Consider the following 19,738-nt stretch of genomic DNA (forward strand, 5'->3'; position numbering starts at 1 on the left):
GTGCGACCGTGACCGTCAGAGTCCGGCGGCCGCGCGAAGCTTGTCGGCGCGGTCGGTGTTCTCCCACGGCAGTTCGATGTCGGTGCGGCCGAAGTGACCGTACGCAGCCGTCTGGGCGTAGATGGGGCGCAGAAGATCCAGGTCGCGGACGATCGCGCCGGGGCGCAGGTCGAAGACCTCGTTGACCGCCTGCTGGATCCGCGCGGGATCGGCCTTTTCGGTGCCGAAGGTCTCGACGAACAGGCCGACGGGAGCGGCCTTGCCGATCGCGTATGCGACCTGCACCTCGATCCGGTCCGCCAGTCCCGCGGCGACGGCCGTCTTGGCGACCCAGCGCATGGCGTACGCGGCGGAACGGTCGACCTTCGACGGGTCCTTACCCGAGAACGCGCCACCGCCGTGGCGGGCCATGCCGCCGTAGGTGTCGACGATGATCTTCCGTCCGGTCAGGCCGGCGTCGCCCATCGGGCCGCCGAGCACGAACGATCCGGACGGGTTGACCAGCAGCCGGACATCGGCGACGTCGAGATCGGCGAGGTTCGGGTCCGCGAGTACGGCGTCGACGACGTGCGCCCGGAGATCCGGGGTGAGCAGGTTGTTGAGGTCGATATCCGCGGCGTGCTGAGTGGAGATCACGATGGTGTCGAGGCGGACCGGCTTGTCGCCTTCGTACTCGATGGTGACCTGGGTCTTGCCGTCCGGCCGCAGGTACGGGAGCACACCGGTCTTCCGCACCTCGGTCAGCCGGCGCGAGAGCCGGTGCGCGAGGGAGATGGGCAGCGGCATCAGTTCCGGGGTTTCCGAGCATGCGTATCCGAACATCAGGCCCTGGTCGCCGGCGCCCTGCAGCGCGACCTCGTCGTCGGTCAGCGTGCCGCTACGAGCCTCGAGCGCGACATCGACGCCCCCGGCGATCTCCGGCGACTGCGCGCCGATCGCGATGTTCACGCCGCAGGAGTTGCCGTCGAAGCCCTTGGACGAGCTGTCGTACCCGATTTCGAGCACGCGGTCGCGCACGATCTTGGGGATATCGGCATACGCGGAGGTCGTCACCTCACCCACCACGTGCACCTGACCGGTGGTCACGAGCGTTTCCACTGCGACACGGGCACGCGGGTCGTCCGCGAGCAGCGCGTCGAGGACCGAGTCGCTGATCGCGTCGCAGATTTTGTCCGGGTGCCCCTCGGTCACGGACTCGCTGGTGAAAAGCCGACCGCCGGTCTTGCTCACAGAACTCCCTCTCGACTGATGTGTCTAGCTCTGGACGAACGCTGTGGAGCGGCACGCACTCCCGGTCGGGTCGAGCCCGGCCACTGTGCCGACGCTACTGTCCCGGCAGCGTCGGCGCGAGTATTAAAATCATCGGACTCTACGTCCGTTCTACCTGCGCCAGCAGCGGTCGCAGTGCATCGAGGACCCTGCTTGCCATCAGAGCCTTGGATCCGTGGGCGAGCGCCGTCTCGGAGCCGTCCGCGGACAACAACCATCCGTCGTTGTGGTCGACCTCGAATGCCTTGCCGTCGCCCACGGCGTTGACGACGAGAAGATCGCAGCCCTTGCGGGCCAGTTTCTCACGCGCATAGGTCAGGACGTCGCCGTGTTCGTCGCCGGTTTCGGCTGCGAATCCGACGATGACGGTGTCCTTGGACAGTCCACCGTCGGCACGGGAGCGCACCAGTCCGGCGAGGATGTCGTCGTTCTTCGTCAGCGCGATCGAGTCCGGTTCGCCCGCACCCTTCTTGATCTTGCTTTCGGCGAAGGCGGCGGGGCGGAAATCGGCGACCGCGGCCGACATGATGACGGCGTCGGCGGTCGCGGCATGCTTGGTGACCGCGTCCTGCATCTGCGCGGCGGTCTGCACCCGCACGACGTCCACGGCGGCAGGATCGTCGAGGCCTGCGACCGCGCCGGCCACGAGGGTGACGTCCGCGCCGCGCTGCGCGGCCAGGCGGGCAAGCGCATAGCCCTGCTTGCCCGACGAGCGGTTGCCCAGGAACCGCACCGGATCGAGAGGTTCGCGCGTGCCACCGGCGGAGACGACGATGCGCCGGCCGACCAGGTCGCGAGGCAGCGCGTCGGCACGTTCGAGCATCAGTGCCGCCAGCGCGTAGATCTCGTCGGGTTCGGGCAGACGCCCCGCTCCGGTGTCCTTGCCGGTGAGACGACCCGAGGCGGGCTCGACCACGACACTGCCGCGACGACGCAGAGTTGCGACGTTGTCGACCGTGGCGGGGTGTTCCCACATCTCGGTGTGCATCGCGGGCACGAACATCACCGGGCACCGCGCGGTGAGAAGAGTTGCCGTGAGGAGATCGTCGGCGCGGCCGGATACCGCCCGGGCCATGAGGTCGGCGGTGGCGGGCGCGACGACGACGAGGTCGGCCTCCTGCCCCAACCGCACGTGCGGTACCTCCGGCACGTCGGCGAAGACGCCGGTGTGCACGGGGTTACCGGAGAGTGCCTCGAAGGTGGCGCGCCCGACGAACTGAAGTGCTGATTCGGTGGGAACGACCCGCACGTGATGGCCGTTCTCGGTGAACGCCCGGATCAGTGCGCACGCTTTGTACGCGGCGATCCCGCCGGCGACTCCGACGACGACGCGGCGGCGCTGTCCGGTTTCCGGAGCGCCGTCCGCGGCGTGAAGGCTCACTCGCCTTCGGTGTGCTCGAGCAGATCCGCGTGGATCTCGCGCAGCGCGATGGACAGCGGCTTCTCCTGCAGACCCGGCTCGACGAGCGGGCCGACGTACTCGAGGATGCCGTCACCGAGCTGGTTGTAGTAATCGTTGATCTGCCGGGCGCGCTTGGCCGAGTAGATCACCAGGGCGTACTTCGAGGAGGCGCGTTCGAGCAGCTCGTCGATCGGCGGGTTGGTGATACCCAGCGGAGTGTCGTAGACCGGAAGGGCGTTGCCCTCGAGGTCGATCGCTGCTGACTGCATGCTGCTCACTCGGTGTTCTCCTGAGTTTTCGCGGGATAGAAATCTAGCGTCGGCGGACTCTGCAAACGGCACCGGTCGGGCGCCCGCAAGCACGCTCCGGTCACCCGTTTTCGGGACCGACTAACAAGGATACCAATTCTTCGCACGCACGGTCGACATCATCGTTGACAACGACGACATCGAACTCGTCCTGAGCGGCGAGTTCGGTGCGCGCGGTGTCAAGGCGGCGGGCCACCACGTCGGCGGATTCGGTGCCGCGTCCGGTGAGGCGCTCGACGAGCACCTCCCAGCTCGGCGGTGCGAGGAAGACCAGGACGGCCTCGTCCATCGCGGCCCGCACTGCGCGGGCCCCCACCAGATCGACCTCCACGAGCACCGGTCGCCCGGCGGCGAGCGCCTCGCGTACCGGCGCTGCGGGTGTGCCCGAACGTTGCAGGCCTGCGTGGATGTCGGCCCATTCGAGCAACTCGCCGTCGTCGATCATGCGGTCGAATTCCTCGCGGGTGACGAAGCGGTAGTCCACCCCGTCCACCTCGCCCGGTCGTGGGGCGCGAGTGGTCGCGGAGACACTGAACATCAGATTCGGCACCCGGTTGCGCAGAAGGCGCACGACAGTCGACTTACCGACCGCGGAGGGGCCGGCCAGAACGATCAGCCGGCCCCTCCGCGCTGCGGGTGCGCTGTCCGTCACGGGGTGTGCGTCAGCTACCACGGTCTCAGGCGTCGAAATCGAACCTGGCGAGCAGGGCCTTGCGCTGGCGATCGCCGAGTCCGCGCAGACGGCGGGTCGGAGCGATCTCCAGTTCGGTCATGATCTCCTGCGCCTTGACCTTGCCGACCTTCGGCAGGGCCTCGAGCAGAGCGGAAACCTTCATCTTGCCGAGGATTTCGTCGTTCTCGGCATCCTTCAGCACCTGCTTCAGGTCGGTGCCGCCGCGCTTGAGGCGCTCCTTGAGCTCTGCCCGGGCACGACGGGCAGCAGCCGCCTTCTCCAGAGCAGCGGCGCGCTGCTCATCGGTCAGCTGGGGAAGGGCCACGGTTCCTCCGTCTCATCGTTGGAATTCAGTCTTCACCGCTGTAACCAGCGGCGATAGCGACCGTACTCACGACTTCCGTCGAATGCGAACCGCCCCCCCGCCGCGACGCTCGAAAATCCGTGCGGTAGTGCGTGCCGATTCCGGGGCCCACACGCCGCCGGAAGATCCCGCGAATTTTGCGGGCCGACCTGCCCGAACGGTGAAAAGTCGCAGGTCACGGCGTCTCGATGGACATACACGCCGCCACCGCCGGGTGAGCGCGCAAGATCACTGCCGGCCGTGGAGGGTGTCATCGAGAACCCCGGAAAAAAATCTTGCGGTTCCGCGTGTCGCGGCGCGCGGATCCGCAGGTCAAGGACCGTACACGTGCACGTACGGACCTCGACCCCCTCAGCCCTCGAGGAACTCGGTCGTGGAGGAACTAGTCCTGAAGGAACGCGAATCGTTCGACCGTGCGGGCGACAGCCTCCCGCAACGCGGAGACGGACGGTCCCGCGCGCAGCACCTCCCGGGACACGTTCGGCACCACGGCCCTCAGATTGCCCGCTGCGAGCCGTCGGACGTCGTCGGCGGTTCCGCCCTGCGCCCCCACTCCCGGCATCAGGATGGGGCCGTTCAAGGCCCGCAAGTCGGGAGCGTCGGTCAGCGTCGCGCCGACCACCACACCGACCGACCCGAGGCGGCCGGCTCCGGTATTGCACGCCGCGGCCTCGTCGACCATCGCCTGAGCGACAGTGCGACCGTCGTCGAGCCGGGCCCGCTGCACCTGCGCTCCCTCCGGATTCGAGGTCGCTGCCAGCACGAAGATCCCACGGCCCGTCTGCGCCGCCAGATCGAGTGCCGGAGCGAGCGCACCGAAACCGAGATAGGGCGAGACGGTCACCGCGTCCGAGCACAGCGGCGACTCGTCGGCGAGCCAGGTGCGGGCGTACGCGTCCATGGTGGAGCCGATATCACCGCGTTTGGCGTCGGCGACGACGAGCGTCCCGGAACCGCGCAGTACGGCGATGGTGCGTTCGAGAACTTCCAGACCCGCCGAACCGAACGCCTCGAAGAACGCGACCTGCGGCTTGACCACGGCGACGACCCCGTCGAACGCTTCCACACACAGCTCGCTGAACTTGTCGAGTCCGTCGGCGTCGACTCCGAGACCCCACGCCGTCAGCAATTGCGGATGCGGGTCGATGCCCACGCAGAGCGGCCCGCGGCTCGCGAGCGCATCCGCGAGCCGCCCTCCGAACGTGGTCACGACTGTCCGGCGACCGCGGCTTCGCGCAGTCGTGCGTGCATCCGCTGAATCGAGCTGACGCCGATGTCACCGCGGATGGCTGCCTCGATGCCCTGCACCGCCGCCGACGCACCCTGCACCGTCGTGATGCACGGAATGTTCGCCGCGACAGCCGCGCTGCGGATCTCGTACCCGTCGACGCGGGGTCCGGAATTACCCCACGGCGTGTTGATCACCATGGCGATGTCGCCGGCACGAATGCGATCGACCACGTCCGGTGCACCTTCGGGGCGTTCCTCCTCGGACACCTTGTAGACGTGTTCGCAGGGAACACCGTTGCGGCGCAGGACCTCTGCGGTCCCGACGGTGGCAGCGATGTGGAATCCGAGGTCGGCGAGGTGCTTGACCGGGAAGATCATCGACCGCTTGTCCTTGTTCGCGAGCGAGACGAACACCGTGCCCGAGGTGGGCAGCGATCCGTAGGCGGCGGTCTGGCTCTTCGCGAACGCCGTACCGAAATCGTCGTCGATGCCCATCACTTCGCCGGTGGACTTCATCTCCGGGCTGAGCAACGTGTCGATACCGGTTCCGTCGGCGCGGCGGAACCGGTTGAACGGCAGCACCGCTTCCTTCACGGCTACCGGTGCCCCGAGCGGAATCACGCTGCCGTCGCCCTCGGCCGGCAGAATCCCGGCCTCGCGCAGTTCGGCGATGGACTCACCGAGCATCACCCGAGCGCACGCCTTGGCGAGCTGGACCGCGGTGGCCTTGGACACGAACGGCACCGTGCGGCTCGCCCGAGGATTGGCCTCCAGGACATACAGGATGTCGTCCTTGAGCGCGTACTGGACGTTGAGCAGGCCCTTGACCCCGATCCCGGCCGCGAGCGCTGCCGTCGAGCGGCGCACGTTCTCGATGTCGGAGCGTCCGAGGGTGATCGGCGGCAGGGCACACGCGGAGTCACCGGAGTGGATTCCGGCTTCCTCGATGTGTTCCATGATCCCGCCGATGTAGACGTCGGTGCCGTCGCACAGGGCGTCCACGTCGATCTCGACCGCGTCGTCGAGGAAGCGGTCCACGAGGACCGGGCGGTCGTCGGAGATCTCCGTGGCGCGGGAGATGTAGTCCGCGAGCGACTTCTCGTCGTAGACGATCTCCATGCCGCGGCCGCCGAGCACGTACGACGGGCGCACGAGCACGGGGTAACCGATCTCGGCCGCGATGTCACGAGCACCGTCGAAGGTGGTGGCGGTGCCGTACTTCGCGGCGGGCAGACCGGCCTCTTCGAGCACCCGTCCGAACTCGCCGCGGTCCTCGGCGAGGTCGATCGCCTCGGGGCTCGTCCCCACGATCGGGACTCCCGCCGCCTTCAGCCGCCGCGCCAACCCCAGCGGCGTCTGTCCGCCGAGCTGCACGATGACCCCGGCGACCGTGCCGGACTCGCACTCCGCCCGGTACACCTCGAGGACGTCCTCGAAGGTGAGCGGCTCGAAGTACAGGCGGTCGGCGGTGTCGTAGTCGGTGGAGACCGTCTCGGGGTTGCAGTTGACCATCACGGTCTCGTAGCCGGCATCCGAGAGCGTCAGTGCCGCGTGCACGCACGAGTAGTCGAACTCGATGCCCTGGCCGATGCGGTTCGGACCCGAGCCGAGGATCAGCACCTTCGGCTTGTCGGGCTGCGGCGCGACCTCGGTCTCCGCGTTCGGATCGAGTTCGTAGGTCGAATAGTGGTACGGGGTCTTCGCCTCGAACTCCGCCGCACAGGTATCGACCGTCTTGTACACCGGATGCACGCCGAGCTCGTTGCGCAGCGCGCGGACCGCGTCCTCGTCCGCGAACTGGCTCGGACGCAGCGCCGCGATCTGGCGGTCGGAGAAACCGTGGTGCTTGACGTAACGCAGCTCCTCGGCACCGAACGTCTCGGCGGCGCGGACCTTGTCCCCCATCCCGACGATCTGCGAAATCTCCTCGAGGAACCACGGATCGATCTTGGTGGCCTCGAAGACCTGCTCGAGGGTCGCACCCAGCTCGAACGCCTGGGCGACCTGGTAGATCCGGCCGTCGGTGGGCGTCTCGATCGCCTTCAGCAGCTCGTCGAGCGACCCCTCGACCTCCGGGCCGGTCCAGAATCCGGCACGCTTGGTCTCGAGCGAACGCAGCACCTTGCCGAAGGCCTCGGCGAAGTTGCGGCCGATCGACATCGCTTCGCCCACCGACTTCATCGTGGTGGTGAGGGTGCCGTCGGCGCCCGGGAACTTCTCGAACGCGAACCGCGGAGCCTTGACCACGACGTAGTCGAGCGTCGGCTCGAAGCACGCGGGCGTTTCCTTGGTGATGTCGTTGACGATCTCGTCGAGTGTGTAACCGATGGCGAGCTTGGCGGCCATCTTCGCGATCGGGTAGCCGGTGGCCTTCGACGCGAGCGCCGACGACCGCGACACGCGCGGATTCATCTCGATGACGACGAGGCGGCCGTCGCTCGGGTCCATGGCGAACTGGATGTTGCAGCCGCCGGTCTCGACGCCGACCTCACGCAGGATGGCGATCGAGAGGTCGCGCATCTTCTGGTATTCGCGGTCCGTGAGCGTCATCGCCGGTGCCACGGTGATCGAGTCACCGGTGTGCACACCGACCGGATCGACGTTCTCGATCGAGCACACGATCACGACGTTGTCGCGGCCGTCCCGCATCAGCTCGAGTTCGTATTCCTTCCAGCCGAGGATCGACTCCTCGATCAGCACGTTCGCGGTCGGCGACGCGGCGAGACCGCCACCGGCGATGCGCTCGAGGTCGGCTTCGTTGTACGCCATGCCGGAACCGAGGCCGCCCATCGTGAACGACGGGCGCACCACGACCGGGTATCCGAGTTCGGCGACGGTCGCGCGGACCTCGTCCATCGTGTAGCAGACCGCGGAGCGGGCGGACTCGCCACCGCACTTGGCCACGATGTCCTTGAACTTCTGCCGGTCCTCGCCGCGCTGGATCGCGTCGAAGTCCGCGCCGATCAGCTCGATGTCGTACTTGTCGAGGATGCCCTGCTCGGACAGCGCAACGGCGGTGTTGAGCGCGGTCTGGCCGCCGAGCGTCGCGAGCACCGCGTCGATCGGAGTGCCGTTCGCAGCTTCCGCGGCGATGACCTTCTCGACGTACTCGGCGGTGATCGGCTCGATGTAGGTCGCGTCGGCGAACTCCGGGTCGGTCATGATCGTCGCCGGGTTGGAGTTGACCAGCGAGACGCGCATGCCCTCCTCGCGGAGGACCCGGCACGCCTGGGTGCCGGAGTAGTCGAACTCGCAGGCCTGCCCGATGACGATCGGGCCGGAGCCGATGACCAGGATGTGAGAGAGATCGGTACGGCGTGGCATCAGTTCTTCTCTCCCTCGAGCATGCGGGTGAAACGGTCGAACAGGTAGGAGGCGTCGTGCGGCCCGGCCGCTGCCTCCGGGTGGTACTGCACGGAGAACGCGGAACCGTCGGCGAGCTTGACGCCTTCGACGGCACCGTCGTTGGCGCACGTATGGCTGATCACCGCGCGGCCGAACGGAGTATCGAACTCCTGGCCCGCTTCACCTTCGAGCGCGAAACCGTGGTTCTGCGCGGTGATGGCGATGCGGCCGGTCTCGTGTTCGACGACCGGGATGTTGATGCCGCGGTGACCGAACTTCATCTTGTAGGTGTTAAGGCCGAGCGCGCGGCCGAGGATCTGGTTTCCGAAGCAGATGCCGAACAGCGGCAGGCCCTGTCCGAGCACTTCCTTGGTCAGGTGCACCGCCCCGTCCGCGGTCGCCGGGTCGCCGGGGCCGTTGGACAGGAACACACCGTCGGCCTTCAGGTCCAGGATGTCGTGGAGCGTCGCGCTGGACGGCAGCACGTGCACGCGGATGCCGCGTTCGGCGAACATCCGCGGCGTATTGGTCTTGATGCCCAGGTCGATCGCGGCAACGGTGAAGCGCGGGTCGCCGCCGGTGGGTTCGACCACGTATCCACTGCTGGTGCTCACTTCACCGGCGAGGTCGGCGCCGAGCATCGACGGCTGGCTCTTGACCCGGTCGAGGAGTGCGTCGACGTCGAGGTCGTCGCCCTTCCACACGAGAGCGTCGCCGGAGAACACGCCGGCCCGCATCGAGCCGCGGGTGCGCAGGTGCCGCACGAGTGCGCGGGTGTCGATCCCCGCGAGCCCGACGACGTTCTGCCGCGCGAGTTCGTCCTGCAGCGATCCGCTCGCCCGCCAGCTCGAGACACGTCGCGACGGGTCCCGCACCACGAACCCGGCCACCCAGATCTTCGAATCTGCGGCGTCACCGGTGGGCCCGACGGACTCGTTGTCCTCGTGGTTCCAGCCGGTGTTGCCGATCTGCGGCGCGGTGGCCACGACGATCTGCCGGTGGTAGCTGGGGTCGGTGAGTGTTTCCTGGTATCCGGTCATGCCCGTGCTGAACACGGCCTCGCCGAGGGTCTGTCCGACCGCACCGAAAGGCGTGCCACGGAAAACCCGTCCGTCTTCGAGGACCAGCACCGCGGTGCCGGCTCCGAATGTTCCGCCGCTCATGCGTTGTCTCCGTTCTTCTCGACCGCACCAGAACCGGCCGTACGGGCGGAAATCTCGCGTGTCGTGTTCGTCTTCGTGATGTTCGTCGTCGCTGTGATCGTCATCGTCGTTGTGATCGTCACTTTTCGTTCTCGTCCCGAGTCTGTTCCCGAGTCCATTGTGGATAGATCGACTTGTCGTCCCCACGGAAGCCCGTGTCGACCTCGGTCCCCGACGGCAGCTGCCACCGGATCACGAGCACGCCGTCCTTCGTCATGACCTTGCCCGCCAAGCCGCGTTCGGTCCGGATCGCGCGGATCGACTCCTCGGGAATCCAGATCGGCGACGCGCCGTGCCGTTCCAGAAGCACTCCCGTCCGGTACCGGCTCAGTTCGGAACTGGCGCGGAAGCCGAGGTCGCCCACCGCCACGCGGTCCTGCCAGCTCGGCGCCAGCGTGCTGCCGACGTACAGGCCCGTGCTCGGCTCGATGAGCCGCTCCCCCAGTTCCGCGGGCACCACCGGCAGTTCCCCGATCGCGTCCTGCTGTCGTCGGGCCCGGCCGCGCCAGCCCTTCCACATCAGCAGTACGAGCACGACCCACAACGCCAGGAATCCGACGGTGAGCACTATCCGGTCCATCTCGTGTTCCTACTTTCCGTCGGTCCGGGGGTATACCGCGCCGTCGCGGGCGGTGATCCGGCCGCGCAGCACTGTCGCGGTGACCCGTCCCGGCAAGGTCATGTCCTCGTACGGGGTGTTGCCGGCGATGCTCGCCAGGTCCGGCCCGTGCACCGTCCACTCGGTGTCCGGATCGACGAGCACCACGTTGGCCGGCTCACCGACCTCCAGCGGGCGCCCCTGGTCGTCGAGCCCGACGATCTCTGCGGGGCGCTCGCTCATCACCCGCGCGACACCGCGCCAGTCGAGCAGACCGGGACGCACCATTGTCTCGATAACGATGGACAACGCCGTTTCGAGGCCGAGCATTCCGGGACGCGCTTGTGAGAACTCGCAGCACTTGTCCTGATCGGCGTGCGGAGCGTGGTCTGTGGCGACACAGTCGATGACCCCGGACGCCAGTCCCCGGCGCAAGGCCTCGACATCCGACCGCTCACGCAGCGGCGGGTTGACACGGTTGATGCCGTCGTAGGTCTCGAGCCGCGAGTCGTCGAGCAGCAGGTGATGCGGCGTGACTTCCGCACTGATGGCGATGCCCTGCGAGCGAGCCCATTCCACGAGCGCGACCGTGCCCGAGGTGGACGCGTGACAGATGTGCACGCGTGCGCCGGCGTCGCGCGCGAGAAGCGCATCCCGGGCGACGATGGACTCCTCGGCGGCGCGCGGCCACCCGGCGAGGCCGAGGCGTGCGGCCGTGGGTCCCTCGTGTGCCACGGCTCCGACCGTCAGGCGGGGTTCCTCGGCGTGCTGGGCGATGAGCACTCCGAGCGAGGACGAGTACTCGAGCGCGCGGCGCATGAGCAGCGGATCGTCGACGCATTTTCCGTCGTCGGAGAACAACTTGACCTGCCCGATGCCGGAGGCCATGGACCCCATCTCGGCGAGTTGCCTGCCTTGGAGACCGACCGTCACGGCACCGACCGGATGCACGTCGACGAGGCCGACCTCCTGGCCACGACGCCACACGTGGTCGGTCACGACCGCCGAATCGGCAACCGGATCGGTGTTCGCCATCGCGAACACGGCGGTGTAGCCGCCGCGGGCGGCCGCGGCCGAACCCGAGTCGATCGTCTCGGTGTCCTCGCGTCCGGGTTCGCGCAGATGAGTGTGCAGATCGACGAAACCGGGCAGCAGGATGCGATCGGTGCCGTCGAGGATTTCGACGTTCGCGTCGGCGTCGAGTCCCGGTCCGACGGCGAGGATCTGCTCGTCGCCGAGCAGGACGTCGACCGGATCCCCTTCGCCGTAGAGCCGGACGTTGCGGATGAGCACCTGCGGCGTCACCGGGGTATCTCCTCTTCCGTGGGTGTGTTCCGAAGCGGCGTTCACGACAGGTTGCCTTCCGTACCGACGAGCAGCCGGAACAGCACCGCCATGCGCACGTGCACGCCGTTGCCGACCTGCTGCAGGATGGCGGATTGCGGTGCGTCGGCGACCGGGAACCCGATTTCCATGCCGCGCAACATCGGTCCCGGGTGCAGGACCACAGCATGCTCGGGAAGCACCGCGGCGCGCTTGGCGCTGAGGCCGTAGCGGATCGAGTACTCCCGGGCCGACGGGAAGAACCCGCCGTTCATCCGCTCCGCTTGCACGCGCAGCACCAGCACCGCGTCGAGTCCGGGCAGTTCGGCGTCGAGCGACTCCGCGACACGCACCGGCCACGTCTCCACACCGACCGGCAGCAGGGTGCGGGGAGCGACGAGCACGACCTCCGCGCCGAGCATGCTCAGCAGCAGAGCGTTGGAACGCGCCACGCGGCTGTGCAGCACGTCGCCGACGATCGCGACGCGGCGTCCTTCGATTCCGCCGAGCCGCTGACGCAGGGTGAGCGCGTCGAGCAGCGCCTGCGTCGGATGTTCGTGTGTTCCGTCGCCGGCGTTGATCACGGCCGGGCCCGATCCGGACTCGTTGGTCCACTGCGCGATCCGGTGCGCCGCGCCGGAGGCGGGATGCCGGACGATGAGCGCATCCGCTCCGGCTGCGTGCAGCGTCAGCGCCGTGTCGCGCAGCGATTCGCCCTTCTGGACGGAGGAACTGGAGGCCGAGACGTTGATCACGTCGGCGCTCATCCACTTGCCCGCGACTTCGAACGAGACGCGGGTGCGCGTCGAATTCTCGTAGAACACCGTCATGACGGTGCGGCCACGCAGCGTGGGAAGCTTGCGGACCTCACGGCCGAGCAACGCCTGCTCGAAACGTTCTGCTTCGTCGAGAAGCCCTGTCGCGGAATCCTTGTCGAGATCTGCGATGGTGAGCAGGTGTTTCACTGGGTCTTGCCTCCCGAGATCTCCACGGCGTCGCGGCCGTCCTGTTCGGTGAGCAGCACTCGCACGTCTTCGCTGCGCGCGGTGGGAACGTTCTTCCCGACGTAGTCGGCACGCAACGGGAGTTCGCGGTGGCCGCGATCGACCAGCACGGCAAGTTGTACGGCTTCCGGACGCCCGAGGTCGCGGAGCGCATCGAGAGCGGCGCGCACGGAACGGCCCGAGAACAGGACGTCGTCGACGAGCACGACGAGGGTGTTGTCGACGCCGCCGTCGGGCACCGAGGTGCGCTCGAGCGGGCGGTGCGGCTTGGTGCGCAGGTCGTCCCGGTACAAGGTGATGTCGAGTGAACCGACGGGCACGCGGACACCGGAGAATTCTTCGATGCGGTCGGCGAGCCGGTTCGCGAGCGTGATGCCGCGCGTCGGGATGCCCAGGAGGACGACACGCCGCGCTTCGGCGGGGGTGTCGAGCGCGGTCTTCTCGATGATCTGGTGCGCGATTCGCGCGATGGTGCGGTGCACATCCGCCGCGGAGAGAAGCTCACGCGCGGGTGCGTCGGCGGGAGACGCAGAATGGGTAGAAGCTGTGGACCCGTCCTCGGACACGGTCATGCAGCGACCTCCTTCTCCGCCTCACTGGACGGATCGTTAAAGGATGCCTGACAGTGTTCGAGCCTAGCAGCGTGCACCTGCCCGAAAGCGCGGTGCGCGGGTGAAGCGCAACACAGGACGTCGACATCCCCGGCGGTGGAAACGCGGGATGAAAAGCACGTGAGCGGGCTCCGATGGGACGATGCCCACGGGAACCCGCTCAACGAAGGTGGAACCGAAGTCCCGTCAGGACTCGTCGGAGTCCTGCGAGGGCGCCTCGGCAGGCGGCCGGACCAGGGTGGCTGCGGCTGCGGCGCGCACCTGGTCCGCGACCACCACGATCTGGCCGAGTACGCCGTTGACGAATGCCGGCGAATCGTCGGTCGACAACTGCTTGGCGAGTTCGACGGCTTCGTCGACCGCGACGACCGGCGGCACGTCCGTGGCGTGGAACAACTCCCACACCGCGATGCGGAGGATCGCTCGGTCGACGGCGGGCAGCCGATCGAGTGTCCACTCGTGCAGATGGTCGGCGATGACGCGATCGGTTTCGTCGAGGTTGTCGGCGACACCGTTGATGATGGTCTGCGCGTACGGCGGGACCGGTGCGACCTGGTCGTCCGCGATGGCGAGTTCGACCCGGTCGGCCGCGAGGTCGGCGGGATGAACGTCGCGTGCTTCTGCTTCGAAGAGCAGATCGACAGCGCGTTTACGGGCCTTGTGACGGGCCCCGAGCTTTTTCTGGGTACCGGACACTCAGGAGTTCACTCGCCCCAGGTAGTTGCCGTCACGGGAATCGACCTTGAGCTTGTCGCCGGTGTTGATGAACAGCGGGACCTGGATCTCGGCGCCGGTCTCGAGGGTCGCCGGCTTGGTGCCGCCGGTCGAGCGGTCGCCCTGGAGGCCGGGGTCGGTGTGCTTGACGACGAGCTCGATCGTCACGGGCAGCTCCACGAACAGCGGAACGTCCTCGTTCGTCGCGACCTGCACGGCCATGTTCTCGAGGAGGAACTTCGCGGCGTCGCCGAGCAGCTCGGGGCTGATCGAGATCTGGTCGAAGGTCTGCGAGTCCATGAACACGTAATCGGTGCCGTCGTTGTACAGGTACGTCATGTCACGGCGGTCGACCGTAGCGGTTTCGACCTTGACACCGGCGTTCCAGGTCTTGTCCACGGTCTTGCCCGACGTCACATTCTTGAGCTTCGTACGCACGAACGCGGGGCCCTTGCCCGGCTTCACGTGCTGGAACTCGATGATCTGCCAGAGCTGGCCGTCGATCTTCAGAACGAGTCCGTTCTTGAAATCACTGGTGTCAGCCACTTACTTCGCGTCTCCTAGAGTCGGGGAAACCGCCTCAAACGACGGTTAATGTCTTGTCGGTGAGCGTGAGCAATTCCGGAGTCTGCTCCCGCACCACGAGCGTGTCCTCGATCCGCACGCCTCCGCGCCCCGAGAAGTACACACCCGGCTCGACGGTCACCGCCGCACCGGCGACAAGTGTACCGGTCGCCGCCGCCCCGATTCCCGGCGCTTCATGGATCTCGAGTCCGACCCCGTGCCCGAGGCCGTGGAGAAACAGATCCGCATGCCCGGCAGCGGCGACGACACTGCGCGCGGCCGCGTCCACCGCGGCGCACTCCGCACCCGGCGCGAGTGCCTCCCGCCCGGCGCGCTGCGCCCTCAGTACCAGGTCGTACACGTCACGCTGCCAGTCCTGAGCGTGCCCGAGCACGTACGTGCGGGTCATGTCGGAGTGGTATCCGCCCACCTGGGCACCGAAGTCGAGCTTGACGAAATCTCCCGCCGCGAGGACCGCGCCGGTGGGCCGGTGGTGCGGGACGGCCGAGTTCTCGCCCGACGCGACGATCGTCTCGAACGAGATGCCGTCCGCGCCGTGCTCGAACATGCGCCACTCGAGATCTCGCGCGACCTCCTTCTCGGTACGCCCCGGCCGCAGACCACCCGCCTCGATCAGATCGGCCAGTGCGCGGTCGGCGACCGCGCACGCCTCACGGAGCAGGCCCACCTCGTATTCGTCCTTGACTATGCGCAATTCCTCGACGAGTCCCGGCGCAGGGACGAAACGCGCGGCGCTCCCGAGCCCGTCCCACCGGAAACGCTCGTCGACGGTGACGACGTGACTTTCGAAGCCCCAGGTCGCGGGCGGTTCGGTCGCGGCGGCGACGAGATGCGCGGCGGAGGCCCGCGCGATGTCCGCGCGCAGGTCCGGAACCTGGGCGGCGACCTGGGTCACGTACCGGCCGTCCGTGCTGATCACGGTGCGGCTTTCGTCGGAGTCGTCGTCCGTGGCGACGACGAGAGCGGCATTCGAACCGGTGAAGCCGGTCAGGTACCGGATGTTGAGAAGGTCGGTCACGAGCAGGGCGTCGAGGTCGCGCTCGGCGAGCAGGGCACGCAGTGCGCGACGACGGGAGGCGTGGTCGGCGGACATTCGCCCAACGTACCCCGCGCCCCGGTGTGGGACGAGACACACTTTCCCGCCCGAAGCCGTTACTCTCGGGTACATGAAACCGTGGTTGGTTCGCGGACTGGGGCTTTCCCTCGTCCACGTGATCGTGCGCGCCCTACTCGGTGCCGCCCTCATGCAGTGGCCGTTGCAGGGATCGATTCTGCGATGGCTGGGTCTGGCCGTCGTCATTCTGGCGGCGGTCGTGTGGGCCGGCATCGACGGAATCCGCGACCGGAGGGCGTACCCCGACCCGGACGACGGGGAGGACCTGACGATGCGGTGGCTCGCGGCCGGCGCCGTCACCGGCATCGTGGCCGGGTTCCTCACCTGGCTCGTCGATACGCTCACCGCCATCCCGATCGGCGTGAAGTCGATTCTGTTCGAACTGACCTCCGGTGCCGCGTTCACGGTGCTCCTGGTGTTCCTGCCGGCGATGGCCGCAGTGACCGCCGGCCGGTTCTTCGCCGGTCGCGGCGAGAAGACCGACGAGAGCGACCGGACGGCGCCCCGGGAGCAGCGCGAACCGGCCACGGTTGCGAGCGCGCCGGCCGCCGACCCCGCCTGGCGCAACGACGACGCACCCACCGAGGTGTTCCCCGCGGTCGACCCGCACGCGCCACGTCCCGAGCGCTGACCTGCCGGTCGTCCCTCGCCCCCGGGCTATCGGCACGGTGACCCGCTCACGCCGCTGTGTAGCGTCGACACCATGAGCAAGATGGACGAAGTGGGCGAACGCGACGCGTGGCGATGCTGGCTGTGTGACGAGCCGGTGGACGCCACCATGTCGGTCAACGATCCGCGCGGTCCGAGCGTCGACAGCATCACGACGGCGAAGAAGGGCGCGAAGGGCGGCCAGGAACGACTCGCGCACCGGGCGTGCAACACCAAGAAGGGTGCGGTCAAACCCGTCGTGCCGTGGCCCGATCACCTGTTCGTCGTCGATCCCGCCCCCATCATCGGTGTGGTCGAGCAACTCACGCGCAAGGGTGGCCGCGTCGCCGTCGCCCGCTGTCCGAGCAAGGCCGATGCGGTCGAGGCCGGTGACTGGCTCGTGGACCGGCTGTCGCGACTCGCGCCGGGGCTGTCGGTCACGACGCGGATCGACGCCGGTGGCGGCGGATTCCTCCTGGTACTCACCACCTGACCACCGTTCCTACCCTCCCCAAAATACCGTATCGCTCCCTATTGACATCACGATAGGGAGCGATACGGTATTTTCATGGAAGAAACGTTGCTCTCCGTCGAGCAGGTCGCCGAACGCCTCGGCCTGCACGTACGCACCGTCCGGAACTACGTCCGCGACGGCAAGCTTCCCGCAGTGCGCATCGGCAAGCAGTACCGCATCGCACACACCGACCTCGACGCTTTCACCGGCAGGGCGGTACCGGCGCCGCCGCGCGAGACGGTGCGAAGACAACGCCACACCGACGTCTCGAGCATCGTCGACATCGATGCCGTGAGCCCGGAGACTGCACACCGCCTCACCACGGTGCTGACCGCCGCCGCGGGCACTCGCGACGCCGGACCACCACTGCGGATCGACACCGTCTACGACGAGGAACGCGGGCGCATGAAAGTCGTCGTCCTCGGAGGGCTCGCCGACACCGCCCGGCTGCTCGACTACATCGAAGGGATCCTCGCGTCGTGAACTCCATCTACAAGTCCGCCACCGCCGCCGAGCAGGTGCTGCAGCGCTATCGCGAGCACCTCGCGACGTGGCCGGTGCCCTCCGAGCACGTTCGGATCCCGACCGACGCAGGCGAGACCTTCGTGGTGGCGTCCGGCCCGAAGGATGCGCCTCCCCTCGTATTGCTGCACGGCGCCGGCGCGAACACGTCGACGTGGCTCGGTGACATCGCCTCGTGGGCCGGGAGCTTCCGCACCTACGCCGTGGACCTGGTCGGTGAACCCGGACTCAGCGCGCCGGCGCGACCTCGGCTCGACACCGACGAGCCCGCCCGGTGGCTCGACCAGGTGCTCGACGGACTGGGTATCACCACGTGCGCGATGGTCGGCATGTCGCTCGGCGGATGGAGCGCGCTGGACTACGTGATCCGGCGACCCGGCCGCGTGACACGCCTGGTTCTCCTCTGCCCCGGCGGCATCGGCCGCGCGACGCCCCTGCGCATGCTGCCCGCGATGGCGACGCTGCCGCTCGGACGGTGGGGCCGGCGGCGCGCCGTCGCACGGGTCACGGGCCTGACCGGCCCCGAGGTCGCCCCTGTGCTCGACGACGTGGCACAGACGTTCGGCGCGTTCCGGCCCCGGACGGAGAAACTCCCGGTATTTCCGGACGACGCGCTCGGTACCGTGACCGCGCCCGTCCTGGTGGTGGTGGGCACACGGGACGTCATGTTCGATTCCGGCGAGACCGCCGAGCGTGCACGGCGCTGCTTCCCCGATGCGGACGTGCAGGTTCTGCCCGATGCCGGTCACGCCATCCTCGGACAGACCGGCCGGATCCTCACTTTTCTGAGCCCCTCGCGCACCGATACGCGGTGAGTTCGGGGCGCGTCGCCGGTCGGAACACAGGTGACCTTCGCACAGAGGAGATACCGATGACCGACATGATCGATTTGTCCGTAGCGACACGCCGCATGGACCGGGTTCTCGACGGGATCGGCGACGAGCATCTGCTCGCGGCCACACCGTGCACCGAGGCGACGGTCGGGATGCTCGTCGACCACGTGCTCGGGCTGACGCTCGCCTTCACCGCGGCGGCGAGCAAGGACTTCGAGGGCCTCACCGACACGCCACCGACACTCCCGACGGGTGAGCTTCCGGGCGGCTGGAACGATGTTGCCACCGCGAGGCTGAGCGCCCTCGCCGACGCGTGGCGTGATCCCGATGCGTGGGCGGGCACCACCCGCGCGGGCGGCATCGATCTCCCAGGCGAGATCGCCGGGCTCGTCGCACTCGACGAACTCGTCGTGCACGGCTGGGACCTCGCCGTCGCGACCGGGCAGCCCTATGCGTGCGAGCCCGACGAGATCGCCGCGTGCCTCGCGTTCGCCGGAACCGTGTCCGACGAACAACGCACGGAGGGTGCGCTGTTCGGCCCCGCCGTCTCGGTACCGGGCGACGCGCCCGCCCTACACAGGTTGCTCGGACTCACCGGCCGCGATCCGTCCTGGGCTCCGCCGGGCTGAAGGGGGGTCAGCCGAGCGAAACCGGCGAGGCGTATTCGTCGACCGGCAGGCTCCCGACCACGACGGCGGTCACCTTCGAACTCTTCAAGGTGAGGCTGCCGCCGTGGTTGTCGAGGAACGCGGTGTCGGCGGCGTCCCGGCCGGTGGCGATCCGCACGAGGGACGAGCGCGGGGCCAGCCGCGTCGGATCCACGACGCACCAGGCGCCGTCGACGTACGCCTCGGTGACGGCATGGAAGTCCATCGGGCTGCAGCCGGGAGCGAAGACGGAGACCAGTCGCGCGGGAATGTTTACCGCCCGCAGCAGCGCGATCGTCAGGTGCGCATAGTCGCGGCAGACCCCGGCACCGGCGAGCAGGGTGTCGGCGGCGCTGTCGGTACCGCGGCTGGCTCCCGGCGTGTAGATCAGGTGCTGTTCGACAAACTCGACGATCCGCGCGAGCGTCTCGGCATCCGGTTCGGGAGACCCGAACCGCGACGCGGCGAACCCGAAGAACTTGTCTGCCTCCGCGTACCGGCTGGGGCGCAGATACATCGACAGGTCGGCCTCGGTTACCGGTGTCGAGGGGAACGAACCGTTCACGGTGGCCGAGTAGTCGACGGTCACCTTGCCGGGTGCGCAGTCGAGCATGTGGATTCTGGTTCCGTGCTCGACCACGACCTCCCGGGCGGTGATCTCGTCGTCGTTGTGGACGACCCGCATCGACTCTCGAACCTCGGCGTCGTCCGGGTTCGCCACAGCGATCTTCATTTCGATCCGGGTCGGCTCGGTGACTTCGAACTCGAGCGCGGCGGCGACTTCACGTTTCATACGACGATCGTGCCACCCGTCGCTCTCGGGCGCCGAACC

General features: G+C 68.1%; 21 protein-coding genes. 5 read left to right on the top strand and 16 right to left on the bottom strand.

Features of this window, described 5'->3' with window-relative positions; all coding sequences use genetic code 11:
* Positions 1 to 15: 15 nt before the first annotated feature.
* From metK to ACFWBU_RS06250, 15 genes are all read right to left on the bottom strand, one after another.
* The gene (metK, locus tag ACFWBU_RS06180; protein WP_169621820.1) at positions 16 to 1,230 is read right to left on the bottom strand and encodes a methionine adenosyltransferase; all 1,215 of its coding nucleotides are present in this window, start codon (positions 1,228 to 1,230) and stop codon (positions 16 to 18) included.
* A gap of 139 nt (positions 1,231 to 1,369) precedes the next feature.
* On the bottom strand, positions 1,370 to 2,650 hold the full coding sequence (gene coaBC / locus ACFWBU_RS06185) for a bifunctional phosphopantothenoylcysteine decarboxylase/phosphopantothenate--cysteine ligase CoaBC (RefSeq protein WP_169621819.1): 1,281 nt from the start codon (positions 2,648 to 2,650) through the stop codon (positions 1,370 to 1,372).
* On the bottom strand, positions 2,647 to 2,940 hold the full coding sequence (gene rpoZ, locus ACFWBU_RS06190; RefSeq protein WP_169621973.1) for a DNA-directed RNA polymerase subunit omega: 294 nt from the start codon (positions 2,938 to 2,940) through the stop codon (positions 2,647 to 2,649). The genes coaBC and rpoZ overlap by 4 nt, the downstream gene beginning before the upstream one ends.
* A gap of 100 nt (positions 2,941 to 3,040) precedes the next feature.
* Complete coding sequence (gene gmk, locus ACFWBU_RS06195) at positions 3,041 to 3,592, bottom strand: guanylate kinase (protein ID WP_296550808.1); 552 nt, start codon at positions 3,590 to 3,592, stop codon at positions 3,041 to 3,043.
* Between the two features lie 64 nt (positions 3,593 to 3,656).
* On the bottom strand, positions 3,657 to 3,977 hold the full coding sequence (gene mihF / locus ACFWBU_RS06200) for an integration host factor, actinobacterial type (RefSeq protein ID WP_006551450.1): 321 nt from the start codon (positions 3,975 to 3,977) through the stop codon (positions 3,657 to 3,659).
* Positions 3,978 to 4,398: 421 nt separating this feature from the next.
* Positions 4,399 to 5,226, bottom strand: a complete 828-nt coding sequence (pyrF, locus tag ACFWBU_RS06205) for an orotidine-5'-phosphate decarboxylase (protein ID WP_169652152.1) — start codon at positions 5,224 to 5,226, stop codon at positions 4,399 to 4,401.
* A complete protein-coding gene (gene carB / locus ACFWBU_RS06210) occupies positions 5,223 to 8,570 on the bottom strand; it encodes a carbamoyl-phosphate synthase large subunit (protein ID WP_169621816.1) in 3,348 nt (1,115 codons plus the stop codon). Before carB ends, pyrF begins: the two co-directional genes overlap by 4 nt.
* Positions 8,570 to 9,754 (bottom strand): glutamine-hydrolyzing carbamoyl-phosphate synthase small subunit, encoded by a 1,185-nt coding sequence (gene carA / locus ACFWBU_RS06215; RefSeq protein WP_169621814.1) that lies wholly within the window; start codon positions 9,752 to 9,754, stop codon positions 8,570 to 8,572. Before carA ends, carB begins: the two co-directional genes overlap by 1 nt.
* Before the next feature lie 118 nt (positions 9,755 to 9,872).
* The gene (locus tag ACFWBU_RS06220) at positions 9,873 to 10,373 is read right to left on the bottom strand and encodes a transporter (RefSeq protein ID WP_169621813.1); all 501 of its coding nucleotides are present in this window, start codon (positions 10,371 to 10,373) and stop codon (positions 9,873 to 9,875) included.
* A gap of 9 nt (positions 10,374 to 10,382) precedes the next feature.
* Positions 10,383 to 11,696, bottom strand: a complete 1,314-nt coding sequence (locus tag ACFWBU_RS06225) for a dihydroorotase (RefSeq protein WP_169621812.1) — start codon at positions 11,694 to 11,696, stop codon at positions 10,383 to 10,385.
* 41 nt (positions 11,697 to 11,737) lie between these two features.
* Positions 11,738 to 12,679, bottom strand: a complete 942-nt coding sequence (locus tag ACFWBU_RS06230; RefSeq protein ID WP_169621811.1) for an aspartate carbamoyltransferase catalytic subunit — start codon at positions 12,677 to 12,679, stop codon at positions 11,738 to 11,740.
* Positions 12,676 to 13,290, bottom strand: coding sequence for a bifunctional pyr operon transcriptional regulator/uracil phosphoribosyltransferase PyrR (gene pyrR / locus ACFWBU_RS06235; protein ID WP_169652154.1), 615 nt, complete (start codon positions 13,288 to 13,290; stop codon positions 12,676 to 12,678). The genes ACFWBU_RS06230 and pyrR overlap by 4 nt, the downstream gene beginning before the upstream one ends.
* Positions 13,291 to 13,515: 225 nt before the next feature.
* A complete protein-coding gene (gene nusB, locus ACFWBU_RS06240; RefSeq protein WP_169621809.1) occupies positions 13,516 to 14,025 on the bottom strand; it encodes a transcription antitermination factor NusB in 510 nt (169 codons plus the stop codon).
* Positions 14,026 to 14,589: an elongation factor P gene (gene efp / locus ACFWBU_RS06245; RefSeq protein ID WP_169621808.1), complete on the bottom strand. Its 564-nt coding sequence runs from the start codon at positions 14,587 to 14,589 to the stop codon at positions 14,026 to 14,028.
* A 34-nt stretch (positions 14,590 to 14,623) separates the two neighbouring features.
* Positions 14,624 to 15,721, bottom strand: coding sequence for a M24 family metallopeptidase (locus ACFWBU_RS06250; protein ID WP_378527816.1), 1,098 nt, complete (start codon positions 15,719 to 15,721; stop codon positions 14,624 to 14,626).
* 73 nt (positions 15,722 to 15,794) lie between these two features.
* Between ACFWBU_RS06250 and ACFWBU_RS06255 the strand changes: the two genes are divergently transcribed.
* The 5 genes from ACFWBU_RS06255 (at position 15,795) to ACFWBU_RS06275 (ending at position 18,888) form a co-directional block, all read left to right on the top strand.
* Positions 15,795 to 16,373 carry a B-4DMT family transporter gene (locus tag ACFWBU_RS06255; RefSeq protein WP_296550780.1) on the top strand — a complete coding sequence of 193 codons (579 nt, stop codon included), beginning with the start codon at positions 15,795 to 15,797 and terminating at the stop codon, positions 16,371 to 16,373.
* An 81-nt stretch (positions 16,374 to 16,454) separates the two neighbouring features.
* Positions 16,455 to 16,883: a hypothetical protein gene (locus tag ACFWBU_RS06260; RefSeq protein WP_378527840.1), complete on the top strand. Its 429-nt coding sequence runs from the start codon at positions 16,455 to 16,457 to the stop codon at positions 16,881 to 16,883.
* Positions 16,884 to 16,958: 75 nt separating this feature from the next.
* The gene (locus ACFWBU_RS06265) at positions 16,959 to 17,387 is read left to right on the top strand and encodes a helix-turn-helix domain-containing protein (RefSeq protein ID WP_169652158.1); all 429 of its coding nucleotides are present in this window, start codon (positions 16,959 to 16,961) and stop codon (positions 17,385 to 17,387) included.
* Entirely contained in the window at positions 17,384 to 18,241 is an 858-nt protein-coding gene (locus tag ACFWBU_RS06270; protein WP_169652159.1) for an alpha/beta fold hydrolase, read from the top strand. Before ACFWBU_RS06265 ends, ACFWBU_RS06270 begins: the two co-directional genes overlap by 4 nt.
* 56 nt (positions 18,242 to 18,297) lie before the next feature.
* On the top strand, positions 18,298 to 18,888 hold the full coding sequence (locus ACFWBU_RS06275; protein ID WP_169652160.1) for a TIGR03086 family metal-binding protein: 591 nt from the start codon (positions 18,298 to 18,300) through the stop codon (positions 18,886 to 18,888).
* A 7-nt stretch (positions 18,889 to 18,895) separates the two neighbouring features.
* Here ACFWBU_RS06275 and ACFWBU_RS06280 read toward each other — a convergent pair whose 3' ends face one another.
* Positions 18,896 to 19,699, bottom strand: coding sequence for a transglutaminase family protein (locus ACFWBU_RS06280; RefSeq protein ID WP_169621801.1), 804 nt, complete (start codon positions 19,697 to 19,699; stop codon positions 18,896 to 18,898).
* Positions 19,700 to 19,738 lie beyond the last annotated feature (39 nt).

This window comes from Rhodococcus sp. NPDC060084, from assembly GCF_042730335.1.
In the GTDB taxonomy this organism is placed as follows: Bacteria; Actinomycetota; Actinomycetes; order Mycobacteriales; family Mycobacteriaceae; genus Rhodococcus.